The organism is Devosia sp., from assembly GCF_039927955.1.
GTDB lineage: Bacteria > Pseudomonadota > Alphaproteobacteria > Rhizobiales > Devosiaceae > Devosia.
Genome location: NZ_JBDSUA010000024.1, coordinates 24,400 through 37,857, shown reverse-complemented (window position 1 = coordinate 37,857; position 13,458 = coordinate 24,400). Strand labels below are relative to the sequence as shown.

The window sequence follows — 13,458 nt, the reverse complement described above, 5'->3', positions numbered from 1 at the left end:
CACGACTATGTGCCGGCCCCGGTGAAGGACCAGTGGGTCTGTACTATCCGCCAGCCGGCTGCGTCGTTGCGGTAAACTTCGGTGCAGTTCCAGCGCATTTCGGCGCCTTCGCTGCCGCCCCAGGACGTGAACCGGAATGTCAGGATGGCGGCAGTGCCGATGAGCTGAACATGCGGTTCGATCATTTCGTAGCGAGACGCGAAAATCTTGCCGCGAATGCCTTCGTAGTACGCTGTCAACTTGGCCAAGCCATCCAATCGCGCCGGCAGGAAAGGGTCGAAATAGACAACTTCGTCGGCGCACAGTTCGAGAAAACCTGAAGGGTCGCCCCTGCACCACCGGTCAAGCGCGGCCGCTTCAAGATTTACGACAGATTGTTTTTCGGTCACGGCTTGCCCCTTGTGGTGGTTGGATGCAATTGTTTGAACCAGAAAGCAAATCTGCGCCAGTATGCACAAATGGAGCCAATACTGTCGTATTTGATAGTGTGGGACGGACGGCGATGCGCAAGCAGCGGCATCAGGTTTATGGAAATTGTCCTGTGGAGGCGGCGCTCGACATTGTCAGCGGCAAGTGGAAGGCAGTTTTGATCTTTCATATTCTCGGAGGAACGAAGCGGTTCAATCAGCTTTCGCGCCTTGTGCCGGGGGTGACCCAGCGCATGTTGACCACGCAGCTCCGGGAGCTGGAGGCCGATGGCGTGATCGCCCGCGTGGTCTATCCACAGGTGCCCCCAAAGGTTGAGTACTCGATCACGCCCTTTGGTGAAACGCTGACCCCGGTATTGCAGGCACTGGCGCTATGGTCCCAAAACCACGCGCCGTCCAAGCCACCCGAGGACAGTATGGTGACCCAGACCGTGCAGTGACCTGGTGCGAATTGGCATTGTTATCTCCACCGCCGCGGCAAGGACCCAGGGGTCTCAAAGGCGGAGCGATCGGGTCTACTGGCTGCCACCAGTCTTGGCGGCTTTTTCTTTGTCGTACCACCAGGTCGCAGGGAAGCCGATGCCGAACTCGGGCAGGATATCGGCATGGCTGAAGCGGTCCCAGCGGGCGATACGGGCGTTGCGCAGGGTATAAGACGGGATGACATAGGCATTAGCCATCAATACCCGATCGAGCGCGGCGGTGGCGGCTTCGAGCGTGGCGCGGTCCTTGGCGAAGATCACCTTGTCGATCAGCGCGTCGACGCCCTTGTCGGCGATGCCGGCATAGTTGCGGGTATCCTGCTCATTGGCTGAACCGGAGCCGAACTGGAACCGCTGTTCGTTGCCCGGCGAGAAGGTTTCGCCCCAGCCGGAATAGATCATGTCGTAATCAAAACTGCGCGTGCGGTTGATGAATTGGGCGCTGTCGACGCTGCGGACGGTAGCGTTGATGCCGATCTGGGCAAGGTTGGTGACGAGATTGGTGGCGACGGGTTCGATAGTGGGGCCATCGAGCAGGATTTCAAAGCTGAGCTGGGTGCCATTGGCATCGACCAACTGGCTGCCGTTAAGGCTGTAGCCAGCCTGGGTGAGCAGGCCGAGCGCCGTGCGCAGGTTGGCGCGCAGCTTGCCCGGGTCGCCGCTGACGGGGTTCTTGTATTCCTCCGTGAAAACGCTGGGCGGAACCAGGTCCTTGACCGAATTGAGGATTTCCAATTCCTGCCCCTGCGGCAGACCCTTCCAGCGGAACGGCAGGCCAAAGAAGTAACTATCGATGCGGTCGTACTGGCCGTAGAAAATGGTGCGGTTGAGCTCCTCGAAATCGAAGGCATAGTTGATCGCCTTGCGCACCAGCGGGTTCTGGAAGATGGGTTTGCGCAGGTTGGGAATGAAACCGACCATGACGCCGCTGCCATTGTAGGCCTCGGGGAACAGCTGTTGCACGACGCGGCCGTCCTTGACTGCCGGGAAATCATAGGCGGTGGCCCAGCGCTTGGCGCGGTTTTCGCTCCACCAGTCGAACTGGTCACCCTTGAAGGCTTCGAATTCCACATCGGTATCGAGGTAATATTCGATGGTGTAGGTGTCGAAATTGTTCTGGCCGATCTGGGTTGGCTCGTTGATGCCCCAATAGTCAGGGACGCGCTTGTAGGTGATGGTGCGGCCCGCTTCAAAGGTGCCGATCTGATAGGGGCCGGACCCCAGTGGCGGCTCAAGGGTAGAGGCGCCGATATTGCGCTTGTTGCCCTTGGCGTCGGTTCCCTCCCACCAGTGCTGGGGCAGAACTATCAGCTGGCCAAGGATTTTTGGCAGTTCGCGGTTGCCGGTCTGGTCGAAGCTGAAGGTGACCTCGCCCGGCGCGGTTTCCTCGGCGCCGGTGACGTTGGCGTAATATTGCGCGTAGGTCGGGTTCAGCTCCTTGAGCTTGTCGAACGACCAGATGACGTCCTGCACGGTCACCGGCTGGCCGTCGTGCCATTTGGCCTTGGGGTTCATGCGGAACGTGACCGATGAATAATCGGCTGGATATTTCATCGCCTCGGCGAGCAGGCCGTAATCGGTCAGCACCTCGTCCTGGCTGGGGGTCATCAGGGTTTCGTAGATCAGGCCGAGGCCGCCTTCGAGCTCGCCCTTGGGCAGGATGGGGTTGAAAGTATCGAAGCTGCCCAAGGCGCCGAGGCGAACCGTGCCGCCTTTGGGCGCGTCGACATTAACGTAGTCGAAGTGCGTGAAGCCCTCGGGATATTTCGGTTCGCCGATAGCGGAGTTGGCGTGGTGCCATTCGCCGTCGCCCTCTATGGCGACGCTCGGGAGCGACAGTCCTGTCAGCAAAGCAAGCGCCAGTCCGGCGGCGGCAAGAGGGGCGAATTTCATGAATGTGCTCCCGGCAGATTGCTGATTTGTGACGCCAGCTTAGGGCCAAAGCGCGCTGCGGCACAGTGGGGCCGGATCAAGATTCTGCGCGTTGTCTCGGGGTGCTTCAGCCGAGAAGCTGGCGCATCATTTTTTGGGATAGCGCCGGGTTCACCAACAGGGGCGTGAGATCGCTGACCTGATCCAGCGAACCGATGACCGGAAGCTGTTTGATCATCGGATCGGTTATGCCGGCGCGGGCCGCCTCGGCGGCGTCATCGGCGTTGATGGTCGCGAAGGGGCGCCCGTGGTACGGGCCCACGACCGGCTCGAACCGGGTGATCCCGATCGCGTTCTGCCGGTGAGCCAGTTCAAGATAGGCCGCTGCAAGCGCCTCGCCACGCTCGGTCCACTGGTCCGCGCGCAATGCCCGCTGCAGATGGGGCGACAGGCTAGCGGCGATCGGGAGCCTGGCAAAGCTGCTGCCAAACCACTTCGCATAAGGGGCGTAGCGCCGGTCGAGCAGAAACCCCATCCGCATCACGTCGCGGACCAGCCGTGCAGCGACGACCCGCGACCCCAGATTGTCGCCGACCTGTCCGGTGCGGCCGACAAAGGCTTGTTCTTCAGCGATGCGCCGCCACTGGCAGGCGATCTTGTAGAGCCACACATCGTTGGGGAGGTAAGCCAGGTGCTCGCGAGCCTGGCTCAGGCGACCATCGTCATCGCGGAAGACGGCGCCGGTGGTAAAGGCCAGAAGCCTTTGTTCGGCAAAGCCCAGCCAGTCCAGAGAAGTCAGGTTCTCCGCCGATCGCACGGCCAGCAGGTCTTCCAGTTTTGCTTCGAAGGTATGAAATTCGAGGCCATGCTCAAAGGCGCCGGCCGCTTCGGCTCCGCTGGACGGCGGATTTGGCCGGCTGCGCCAACCGATGGGTTCACCGAGATAGCTCGTCGGAGCGACCTTGGAAAATTCATCGACCAGCCCACGCGCAGACAGCTCGAACTGATCGCGGCTCAGGAAAATCTGAACGCGGGGACCCCAATTATGGTCTCGTGATGTCTCGTCGTCAAAGCCGAGAAGCTCCGAGCCATAGCCGATCAGAGCTGCGGAGTAGCGGAGGTCGGGGGCCGTGCTGCGCAGCCAGGGCTGAACGATGTCGGCATAGAAACGGCGCGACAGTTCGATGCCTTGCATCGTGGGTGGCCTCAGCGGTTGCCTCGTTCATAAGCGGCGATCAGATCGGTCACGAGCACGCCATTGATCCGCATGCCGGTCAAATCGGCGTCCTGGATCTGCGAATGCGCCAAGGTGACGCCGCGAAAGGTCGCTCCCGACAGGTTTGCATCGGTAAATAAGGCACCGGACAGATTGGCATTGTTGAATCGCGCATCGGCAAGATTGATGTCGTCGAAAGCCGCTTCGCCCAGATTGGTATCGGTGAATATGGCCTTCGTCAAAACCGCATGAAATCGTGCGTTTTGCAGGTTCACGCCGTCAAAATTAGCCCCCGACATATCGGCGCGCTGATAGTGGACGCCTTGCATTTGCGGGCCATCAAACGGGCTGCCCTGCTGGTTATCGCTCAATGCAGTTTCCTTTGGCTTTTCAAACGCTTCAATGGTCAGATCGGGGTCAGGTCAAACGCTGCGGCCATTAACGCCCTGGTGTAATCGCTTTGGGGAGCGGCAAAGATTTGCGCGGTTTCGCCTTGTTCGACCACCTTGCCGTGGCGCATGACGATCATGGTATTGGCCAATGCCCGTACCACCTTGAGATCGTGGGAGATGAACAGGTAGGTCAGGCCGTGGCGGCGTTGCAGTTCGCGCAGCAGATCGACGACCTGGGCCTGAATGGAAACGTCGAGCGCCGAGGTGGGTTCGTCGAGCACGACGAATTTGGGTTCGAGCACCATGGCGCGGGCGATGGCGATGCGCTGGCGCTGGCCGCCGGAAAATTCGTGCGGGTAGCGGAAGCGGTTTTCGGGGGCGAGGCCCACTTCTTCGAGCGCCTTGACGACACGGGCGTCGCGTTCGGCGCGGCTGATCTGTGGCGCATGAACCTGCAGGCCTTCGCCGATGATATCGGCGATCGACATGCGCGGGCTGAGCGAGCCATAGGGATCCTGGAACACGATCTGCATATCGGCGCGCAGCGGGCGCATGGCTTTCCATGAGCGCGACTGGATTTCGTTGCCCAAAAAGGCGATACGCCCCTTGGACGAAATCAGCCGCATGATCGCGTAGCCAAGCGTGGATTTTCCAGAACCGCTTTCGCCAACGACGCCAAGGGTTTCCCCCTGGCGGATGGCGATATTGACGCCATCGACCGCCTTGATGTGGCCCACAACGGTCTTGAGCAGGCCGCGGCGGATCGGGAACCAGATGCGCAGGTCATCGGCCTGCATGATCACCGGACTGTCGGGCATCGGCTGTGGCGGCTGGCCCTTGGGCGCGGCAGCGAGCAGGTGTTTGGTATAGGCGTGTTGCGGGTTGGCAAAAATCGCTTCGGTGGGGCCGGCTTCGACGATTTCGCCATTGGTCATGACGCAGGTGCGGTCGGCGATGCGGCGGACGATGCCCAGATCATGGGTGATGAACAGCATGGCCATGCCGAGGTGCTGTTGCAGCGACTTGAGCAGGGTGAGGATTTGTGCTTGCACGGTAACGTCGAGCGCGGTGGTCGGCTCGTCGGCCACCAGCAGGTCGGGTTCGTTGGCCAGCGCCATGGCGATCATGACGCGCTGGCGCTGGCCGCCCGAAAGCTGATGCGGGAACGAGGCCAGGCGACTTGCCGGTCCGGGGATGCCGACCTGATCGAGCAGTTCGATTGTGCGGGCGCGCGCGGCGTTGGGCCGCATTCCCTTATGGATGGCGAGGACTTCGCCGATCTGGCGCTCGATGGTGTGAACCGGATTGAGCGAGGTCATCGGTTCCTGAAAAATCATCGAGATGTCGTTGCCGCGCACGGACCGCAACTGGGTCGGGGTGGCGGCAAGCAGGTCCTGTCCCTTGAACAGGATTTGACCGGAGAGCGTTGCCGAGGGCGAGAGGAGTTTGAGGATGGAAAGTGCGGTGACCGATTTGCCCGAACCGCTTTCGCCGACCAGCGCCAGGGTTTCGCCCGGCGCGATATCAAAGCTGACGCCCTTCGCAGCGTCGGATTGGCCGAAGCGGACACCGAGGTTTTTGACCGAAAGCAGGGGGGCGGTCACGCCAGTGTCTTTCTTGGATCGAAGGCATCGCGGACCGCTTCACCGATGAAGACCAAAAGGGTCATCATGATCGAGATGGTGAGGAAGCCAGTCAGCGCCAGCCAGGGGGCCTGAAGGTTGTCCTTGCCCTGGGCCAGCAGTTCGCCCAGCGAGGGTGAGCCAAGGGGCAGACCGAAACCGAGGAAATCGAGCGAGGTGAGGGTGGTGACCGAACCGGAGAGAATGAAGGGCAGAAAGGTCAGCGTGGCGACCATGGCATTGGGCATCAGGTGGCGGGCCATGATGGTGAGATTGGAGACGCCGAGGGCGCGGGCAGCGTTGACGTATTCGAAATTGCGGGCGCGCAGGAACTCGGCGCGGACGATGCCGACCAGCGACACCCAGGAAAACAGTAAAAGGATGCCCAGCAGCACCCAGAAACTGGGGGCCAGCACGCTGGAAATGATCAGCAGCACATAAAGCGCCGGGATCGAGGTCCAGATTTCGATGAAACGCTGGAACAGCAGGTCGATCCAGCCGCCGAAATAGCCCTGCACCGCGCCGGCAGCGACGCCGACGATCGAGGAGATGATAGTCAGCGTCAGTCCGAACAGCACTGAAATGCGGAAGCCGTAGATCAGGCGGGCCAGCACATCGCGGCCGTTATCGTCGCTGCCCAGCAGATGATAATTGCCCGCGACGCAATGGGGGTCGTCGGCCGCGAGCGGGTAGTTCTGGCAGATCTGGTCGCGGGTCATCAGCCAGCTCGGTTCGACTGGCGCGGCGTGCGGCAGGTAGCTGTCGATGACCACGTAGTCGAAGCGGATGGGTGGCCAGATCGCCCAGCCATTAGCCTCGATCTCGTCGCTAATGAAGGGGTCGCGATAATTTGGCGTGGCCAGAAACCCGCCGAACAGGGTTTCCGGGTAGTTGACCAGCACCGGAAACATGATCTCGCCCTTGTAGGAGATGACCAGCGGCTTGTTGTTGGCGATGAATTCGGCCGGCAGGGTGCCGATGAAGAAGGCGAGGAAAATCCACAGCGACCAGAACCCGCGGCGATTGCGCTTGAAATTGGCCCAGCGGCGGCGGTTGATCGGGCTGATCCAGCCAGTGCGAACCTGTTCGGCAGTGGCGCGGGTCAGGGCCGTATCGGTCATACTTCCCGGCTTTCGAAATCGATGCGGGGGTCGATCCACATATAGGTGAGGTCCGAAATCAGGGTGATCACCAGGCCCAGCAGCGAGAAGATGTAGAGCGTGGCAAAGATTACCGGGTAATCCCGGCTGCCCAGCGACTGGAAGCCGAGCAGGCCCAATCCATCGAGCCCGAAGATGGTTTCGATCAGCAGCGAGCCGCCGAAGAAGGCGCCGATAAAAGCGCCGGGGAAACTTGAGATGACGAGCATCATGGCGTTGCGGAAGACGTGGCGGTAGAGCACCTGATTGTCGGTGAGGCCCTTGGCGCGGGCCGTGACCACGTATTGCTTGCCGATTTCGTCGAGGAAGGAATTCTTGGTCAAAAGGGTCGTGGTGGCGAATGCACCCAGGCCCATGGCGATGATCGGCAGGATCAGGTGCCAGAAATAATCGAGCACCTGTTGATACCACGGAAAATTGGCAAAACCCGAAGAGGTCAGTCCGCGCAGCGGGAAGATGTTCCAGAAACTGCCGCCAGCGAACAGAACGATCAGCGCGATGGCGACCAGAAACCCGGGGACCGCGTAGCCTATGATAACGACGGTCGAGGTCCAGACGTCAAAGCGGGAGCCGTCGGAAATCGCCTTCTTGATGCCGAGCGGGATGGAGATGCCATAGGACAGCAGCGTCATCCACAGGCCCAGCGAGATCGAGACCGGCATCTTCTCCTTGATCAGGTCGATCACCGAAATATCGCGGTAGTAGCTGTCGCCGAAATCGAAGCGCAGATAGTTCCACAGCATCAGCCCAAAGCGCTGCAGCGGCGGCTTATCGAAGCCGAACTGCTTTTCGATCTTGGCGATGATTTCGGGCGATAGACCGCGCGAGCCGCGATAGAGCGAGCCGCCTTTGCCATTGCCTGCATTGGGCTGGGCGGCAAGATCGCCGGCGGCGCTGCCGGTGACCCGCTCGGTGATGGAGTGAGCCGTGCCATTCATGTTGGCGATGGCCTGCTCGACCGGACCGCCGGGAGCGAACTGGATAACTAGAAACGACACCGCCATAATGCCGAACACGGTCGGGATGATCAGCAGCAGGCGGCGAAGAATATAGGCGCCCATTGTTGCTCCAGGAGCTCAGAACCCAAGCCAAGCCCGGCAAGGCCTGGCCCCGCAAATCACCATGCGGTGAAACTGGACACCAGCATTTGTGACGGCTGCTGGCAAGCACGGACACGCGCGGGTGCATGGCAACGCCTCATCGGACCTTTTTGAACTTGCCCGTTGATCGAGAAGCGCATCTTCCATACTAGTTATGAGGCTGGCGCGCTGGAGCTTTGGCTATGGCTCACCCCCAGCGTGTTCGAGCGGACAGATAAACTTCAGGCAGGACTGATCCATGACCACCGATTACGACATTCGCTTCGCCATCGACCCCGTCACCGCCGCGACGATGAATACGGGCGAACTGCGCGAGCATTTCCTGATCGAAGATCTGTTCGCGCCGGGGCAGGTGAACTGGACCTATAGCCACTACGACCGCATGGCGGTGGGCGGAGCGATGCCGCTTGGAGCGCCGCTGGCGCTGGAGAGCATCAAGCCGACCGGCACGCCGGAGTTTTTGAGCCGCCGCGAACTGATCGCGGTCAATATCGGCGGGGCGGGCAGCATCACGGTCGATGGCACCAGTCATGAACTGGCGCATCGCGACATGCTGTATGTGGGCATGGGTTCGAAGGCGGTGGCGTTTGGCTCCAATCGCGTGGCCGAGCCGGCCAAATTCTACCTGCTGAGCGCCCCCGCCCATGCCAGCCATCCGACAGTGCGGATCGGAATTGCCGAAGCCAAGCGGCTTGATCTGGGCAGCAAGGACACGGCCAACGAACGCTCGATCTTCCAGTTCATCAATGCCGATACGGCCAAGACCTGCCAGCTTGTGGTGGGGCTGACGACCTTTGCGCCGGGTTCGGTTTGGAACACCATGCCAGCCCATATCCATGACCGGCGCATGGAGGCATACCTGTATTTCGACCTGAAGCCGGATGCCTTCGTGGTGCATCTGATGGGTGAGCCGGACGAAACCCGGCACCTGATCGTGCGCAACGAGCAGGCGGTGTTGTCGCCGCCATGGTCGATCCATTCAGGCGCGGGGACCGGCGCCTATACGTTCATCTGGGCGATGGCCGGCGACAATGTCGACTACACCGATGTCGACAAGGTCGGCATGGACGAATTGCTGTGACTGATCTGTCGGCATTTGGCCTTTCGGGTGAGACCGTCATGGTGACCGGGGCCAATACCGGCATTGGGCAGGGCATTGCGCTGGCGATTGGTCGCGCCGGTGGGCGGGTGATTGGCGTCAGCCGATCTTCGCTGGATGAAACCGCAGCTGGTATGTCGGTGCTTGGCGCGGAACTGGTTCGGGTCACGGCAGACGTGGCGCGCGCTGCCGATGCACAGGCGATGTTCGACGCTGTCTGGGAAGAGCATGGTCCGATGCACGGGCTGGTCAACAATGCGGGGATCATCCGCCGGGTGGATGCCGTGGATTTTTCCGAGGACGATTGGGACAGCGTCATGGACGTGAACCTGAAATTGGGATTCTTTCTGGCGCAGTCGTTTGGCCGCAAAGTGATTGCTGCCGGCAGGCGAGGCAAAGTGGTCAATATCGCGTCGATGCTGAGTTTTCAGGGCGGTATTCGTGTAGCGAGTTATACGGCCTCCAAAAGCGGGGTATTGGGGATTACGCGATTGCTGGCCAATGAGTGGGCAGCCAAAGGCATCAACGTGAATGCCATCGCACCCGGCTATATCGAGACCAATAATACCGAGGCGCTGCGGGCCGATCCGGATCGTTCGGCGTCGATCCTGGGGCGAATCCCGGCGGGGCGCTGGGGCGCACCATCGGACATTGGCGACGCGGCAGTGTTTCTGCTGGCGCGCGCATCAGATTACATGCATGGCGCCGTTGTGCCGGTTGACGGCGGATGGCTGGCGAGGTGATGAAATGACCAAGGTTTTTGCGCAGGCGAACGAAACGCCATGGATCGAACTGGCGCCCGGCAACCGGCGGCGCGTGCTGATTCATACGTCAGAGCTGATGCAGGTGGAATTTGGCTTCGACAAGGGTGCGGTGGGCGCGTTGCACAGCCATCCCCATATTCAAGTCAGCTATGTGGCCGAAGGCTCGTTCGAAGTCACCATCGATGGCGTGACCCAAGTGGTGGGGCAGGGCGGCAGCTTTATTGTGGCATCCGGGCTGGTGCATGGCGTGGTGGCGCTGCAGGCCGGGCGGCTGGTGGACGTGTTCACGCCGCATAGGGCGGATTTTATCTAGTCGAGTTCCTTCAGCATCACCGCGTAGGCGGTCTCATGTGCCCCGGCCCAATTCTCCATTCCCGGCCCCGTCAACTTCCCGCGTCGGGGCGGGATATAGCTGGAGATCTGGCGGATGGGCTCCTCACGCCACTGCAGGTTGAAGGCCGCGTATCTTGGGAAGAATTCCATGTCGGAATAGGGCAGGTGATCATGCACCCACCAGGCCATGGCTTCCCAGTCGCCGGTGCGTTGGTAATGGGGGATGAAGCGGTTGACGACGACGCAGGCGGTGGCGCCCACGCGGCCCTGGGTGTCGCGACGATCCCAGATGTGGCCGGCGTAGTTCTTGGCATTGGTCGAGCAATTGAGATCATGCAGGTTGCCGAATTCGTTGACCTGCGGCGAACGGTAAGCCGAGCGCACCGAGAGGCGGCCGAATTGTTGCTGCAGCGGTTCGAGCAGGGTTTCGCACAGCACCGTGCCAGCGGCGATGGCGAGGTCAGGATCATCGGGCAGGTTGGACAAGCCATTGATGGCGGCGATTTCCGAATAGAGGAAATCGCGCATGAAAAAGCTTTCGGACAGGCGCACGCGGCCGAAATCTTCAAGCGCTTTGACGGTTTGCGGTTTGCGCATGGAAGTCTTCACGACGGGGATGGACGCGGCAGCCTGCTCCTGTAACGTTCAAGGAACAACCCGGTTTCCACAGGACCATTTGATGCTGACCGCGATCTTTTATCTGGCGCTGGCCGCCGAAGCGATGACGGCAGCTTTGGCGGCGGGGCGGCGCAAGATGGACTGGTTCGGGGTGTGCCTGCTGGCCTGTGTAACCGCGCTGGGTGGCGGCACGACGCGTGATGTGCTGCTGGGTCATTATCCGCTGTACTGGGTGGCCAATCCCTATGTGCTGTTGCTGATCTGTGGTTCGGCGCTGGCGGCAATTGCGGCGGCACGGGTGATCGAAAAGCTAAGGTGGCCGTTTCTGGTGCTCGACGGGCTGGGCCTGGTGATTTTCACCATTGTCGGGTGTGACGTGGCGCTGGGCATGAACCAGCATCCGCTGATCGTGATCGTCGCGGGGATGCTGACCGGGATTGTCGGGGGCATCCTGCGCGATGTGCTGTGCAATGACGTGCCGCTGGTGTTTCGCGGTGAGCTTTACGCCACCATTTCGATCGTTACCGGGGCGATCTATTATTTCGGGCTCAAGATCGGCTTCAACCATGAAGGAGTGATTGTGCTGGCATTGGCGGTGGGGTTTCCACTGCGGGTGTTTGCCATCCTCAAGCATTGGGAAATGCCGAAATTCGTCTATGACAGGGATCTGCATTGAAACCGGTGCGCATAGTGCTATCGCGCGGCAGGGGCTTTAACTTGCAGGCGCAATCGCGCGCGCTCAACGGCTTGCCGGCGCAGAGCGTGTCGCGGCCGGGCCGGTGGGGCAATCCGTTCGTGATTGCCGAGATCGCCGAGGCGGAGAGCATCGATGCGATTGCGGCACAAGTGGAGGCGGTGTCGCGGTTCGAACGCTGGATGAATGGCACACTGGCCCCAGAGCTGTCGCCGGGACCGCCCTTGGACCGTGCCGAAATCCGACGGCACCTCGCAGGCCGGAACCTGGCCTGCTGGTGCAAACAGGGCACGCCATGCCACGCGAACATTCTCATCGATATTGCCAATGGCAAATAGGCGATAGGGCTTTATCGCCTCCGCTGTCTGTGGCAAGAAACTTCCATACAAGGCGGAGTTTTTGCATGCGACAGACCTGGCGGTGGTTCGGCCCCCATGATCTCACCAGCATCGATGATGTGACGCAGGCCGGCGCGGCAGGCATTGTCAGCGCGCTACATCATGTGCCCAACGGGGTGGTATGGACGCCCGAAGAAATCGGCAGGCGGCATCAGGAAATCGCGACACGACGCGACGGTTCGCCATCGGGGCTGACCTGGGACGTGGTCGAGAGCCTGCCGGTGACCGAGGACATGAAAAAGCAGAAAGGCGACTGGCGCCAGCACATCGAGAATTACAAGGTTTCGATGCGCAACCTGGCTGCCAGCGGGCTGGAGGTGATCTGCTACAATTTCATGCCAGTGCTGGATTGGACCCGTACCGACCTGCGCTGGAACCTGCCCAATGGTGGCTCGTGCATGCGGTTCGACATCAATGATTTTGCCGCCTTCGACCTCCATGTGCTGGAACGCTCAGGGGCCGGTGCCGACTATACAAATGCCATCGTCGACGAAGCCGGGCGGCGGTTTGGCGCACTCGATGATGCGGGCAAGAAGACGCTGGCGCGCAATGTGACTATGGGACTGCCAGGCTCGACCGAGTCGATGACGCTCGATGATGTGCGGGCGCATCTGGCCGAGTATGGCGCGATTTCGCGGGAGCGGCTGCGGGCCAATTTCGTGGACTTTCTCGAGGCCGTGGTGCCAACCGCCGAAGAGTTGGGCGTGCGGTTGTGCTGCCATCCCGATGATCCGCCGTTTGCGCTGCTCGGCCTGCCCCGGGTGATGTCGACCGAGGCCGATTACAAATGCATCATGGATGCGGTGGAGAGCCCGTCCAACGGCATGACCTTCTGCACCGGTTCACTTGGGGTGCGGCCCGACAATGACCTGCCGGGCATCATCGACCGACTGGGCCACAAGGTGCATTTCGTCCATCTGCGCAATGTGAAGCGGGATAATGACGACGTTGTCGGCTCGTTTTTCGAGAGCGAGCACCTCGGCGGGGACGTCGACATGGTGGCGGTGATCGCCGCCATCGTGCGCGAGGAAAATCGGCGCAAGGCGGCAGGGCGATCCGACCATGCCATTCCGATGCGGCCCGATCATGGGCAGGATATTCTGGATGATCTGGGACGGCGGTCGCAGCCGGGGTACCCGACGATCGGGCGGCTCAAGGGGCTGGCCGAGTTGCGCGGGGTGATGGCCGCGTTCGAACACGCGTCGCTGGGATTGAATTCGACAGCAGCGTCAGTTTAGCCGGGAGTCTTTACGACTTTTCAAAGTGTGGCGGGGCAATGT

15 protein-coding genes are annotated in these 13,458 nt (G+C 61.0%); 7 read left to right on the top strand and 8 right to left on the bottom strand.

Annotated elements, in window-relative coordinates:
- Window positions 1-5 precede the first annotated feature (5 nt).
- The gene (locus ABIT12_RS06920; RefSeq protein WP_348042448.1) at window positions 6-389 is read right to left on the bottom strand and encodes a nuclear transport factor 2 family protein; all 384 of its coding nucleotides are present in this window, start codon (window positions 387-389) and stop codon (window positions 6-8) included.
- 23 nt (window positions 390-412) lie between these two features.
- Here ABIT12_RS06920 and ABIT12_RS06915 point away from each other — a divergent pair, with 23 nt between their 5' ends.
- A complete protein-coding gene (locus tag ABIT12_RS06915) occupies window positions 413-868 on the top strand; it encodes a winged helix-turn-helix transcriptional regulator (protein WP_407065597.1) in 456 nt (151 codons plus the stop codon).
- A 75-nt stretch (window positions 869-943) separates the two neighbouring features.
- Here the strand turns inward: ABIT12_RS06915 and ABIT12_RS06910 are convergent, their stop codons facing one another.
- The 6 genes from ABIT12_RS06910 to ABIT12_RS06885 form a co-directional block, all read right to left on the bottom strand.
- The gene (locus tag ABIT12_RS06910) at window positions 944-2,803 is read right to left on the bottom strand and encodes an extracellular solute-binding protein (RefSeq protein WP_348042447.1); all 1,860 of its coding nucleotides are present in this window, start codon (window positions 2,801-2,803) and stop codon (window positions 944-946) included.
- A gap of 106 nt (window positions 2,804-2,909) precedes the next feature.
- Window positions 2,910-3,977 carry a DUF4037 domain-containing protein gene (locus ABIT12_RS06905; protein WP_348042446.1) on the bottom strand — a complete coding sequence of 356 codons (1,068 nt, stop codon included), beginning with the start codon at window positions 3,975-3,977 and terminating at the stop codon, window positions 2,910-2,912.
- An 11-nt stretch (window positions 3,978-3,988) separates the two neighbouring features.
- Window positions 3,989-4,369 (bottom strand): pentapeptide repeat-containing protein, encoded by a 381-nt coding sequence (locus ABIT12_RS06900; protein ID WP_348042445.1) that lies wholly within the window; start codon window positions 4,367-4,369, stop codon window positions 3,989-3,991.
- Between the two features lie 35 nt (window positions 4,370-4,404).
- Window positions 4,405-5,994 carry an ABC transporter ATP-binding protein gene (locus ABIT12_RS06895; protein WP_348042444.1) on the bottom strand — a complete coding sequence of 530 codons (1,590 nt, stop codon included), beginning with the start codon at window positions 5,992-5,994 and terminating at the stop codon, window positions 4,405-4,407.
- On the bottom strand, window positions 5,991-7,133 hold the full coding sequence (locus ABIT12_RS06890) for an ABC transporter permease (protein WP_348042443.1): 1,143 nt from the start codon (window positions 7,131-7,133) through the stop codon (window positions 5,991-5,993). Before ABIT12_RS06890 ends, ABIT12_RS06895 begins: the two co-directional genes overlap by 4 nt.
- Window positions 7,130-8,233, bottom strand: a complete 1,104-nt coding sequence (locus tag ABIT12_RS06885; RefSeq protein ID WP_348042442.1) for a microcin C ABC transporter permease YejB — start codon at window positions 8,231-8,233, stop codon at window positions 7,130-7,132. The genes ABIT12_RS06890 and ABIT12_RS06885 overlap by 4 nt, the downstream gene beginning before the upstream one ends.
- Window positions 8,234-8,510: 277 nt before the next feature.
- Between ABIT12_RS06885 and kduI the strand changes: the two genes are divergently transcribed.
- The 3 genes from kduI to ABIT12_RS06870 are packed head-to-tail and all read left to right on the top strand — an operon-like array spanning window position 8,511 to window position 10,448.
- A complete protein-coding gene (gene kduI / locus ABIT12_RS06880) occupies window positions 8,511-9,353 on the top strand; it encodes a 5-dehydro-4-deoxy-D-glucuronate isomerase (RefSeq protein ID WP_348042441.1) in 843 nt (280 codons plus the stop codon).
- A 38-nt stretch (window positions 9,354-9,391) separates the two neighbouring features.
- Complete coding sequence (gene kduD / locus ABIT12_RS06875; protein ID WP_407065599.1) at window positions 9,392-10,114, top strand: 2-dehydro-3-deoxy-D-gluconate 5-dehydrogenase KduD; 723 nt, start codon at window positions 9,392-9,394, stop codon at window positions 10,112-10,114.
- 4 nt (window positions 10,115-10,118) lie between these two features.
- Window positions 10,119-10,448, top strand: a complete 330-nt coding sequence (locus tag ABIT12_RS06870; protein ID WP_348042439.1) for a cupin domain-containing protein — start codon at window positions 10,119-10,121, stop codon at window positions 10,446-10,448.
- Here the strand turns inward: ABIT12_RS06870 and ABIT12_RS06865 are convergent.
- Window positions 10,445-11,065: a hypothetical protein gene (locus tag ABIT12_RS06865; protein WP_348042438.1), complete on the bottom strand. Its 621-nt coding sequence runs from the start codon at window positions 11,063-11,065 to the stop codon at window positions 10,445-10,447. The two genes, ABIT12_RS06870 and ABIT12_RS06865, sit on opposite strands and share 4 nt — an antisense overlap.
- A gap of 82 nt (window positions 11,066-11,147) precedes the next feature.
- On the opposite strand from ABIT12_RS06865, the gene ABIT12_RS06860 reads away from it, so the two are divergent.
- The 3 genes from ABIT12_RS06860 (at window position 11,148) to uxuA (ending at window position 13,416) form a co-directional block, all read left to right on the top strand.
- The gene (locus tag ABIT12_RS06860) at window positions 11,148-11,762 is read left to right on the top strand and encodes a trimeric intracellular cation channel family protein (RefSeq protein ID WP_348042437.1); all 615 of its coding nucleotides are present in this window, start codon (window positions 11,148-11,150) and stop codon (window positions 11,760-11,762) included.
- 41 nt (window positions 11,763-11,803) lie between these two features.
- Window positions 11,804-12,118 (top strand): DUF4326 domain-containing protein, encoded by a 315-nt coding sequence (locus ABIT12_RS06855; RefSeq protein ID WP_348063313.1) that lies wholly within the window; start codon window positions 11,804-11,806, stop codon window positions 12,116-12,118.
- 65 nt (window positions 12,119-12,183) lie between these two features.
- Window positions 12,184-13,416, top strand: coding sequence for a mannonate dehydratase (uxuA, locus tag ABIT12_RS06850; protein ID WP_348042436.1), 1,233 nt, complete (start codon window positions 12,184-12,186; stop codon window positions 13,414-13,416).
- The last annotated feature ends 42 nt before the right edge of the window (window positions 13,417-13,458 follow it).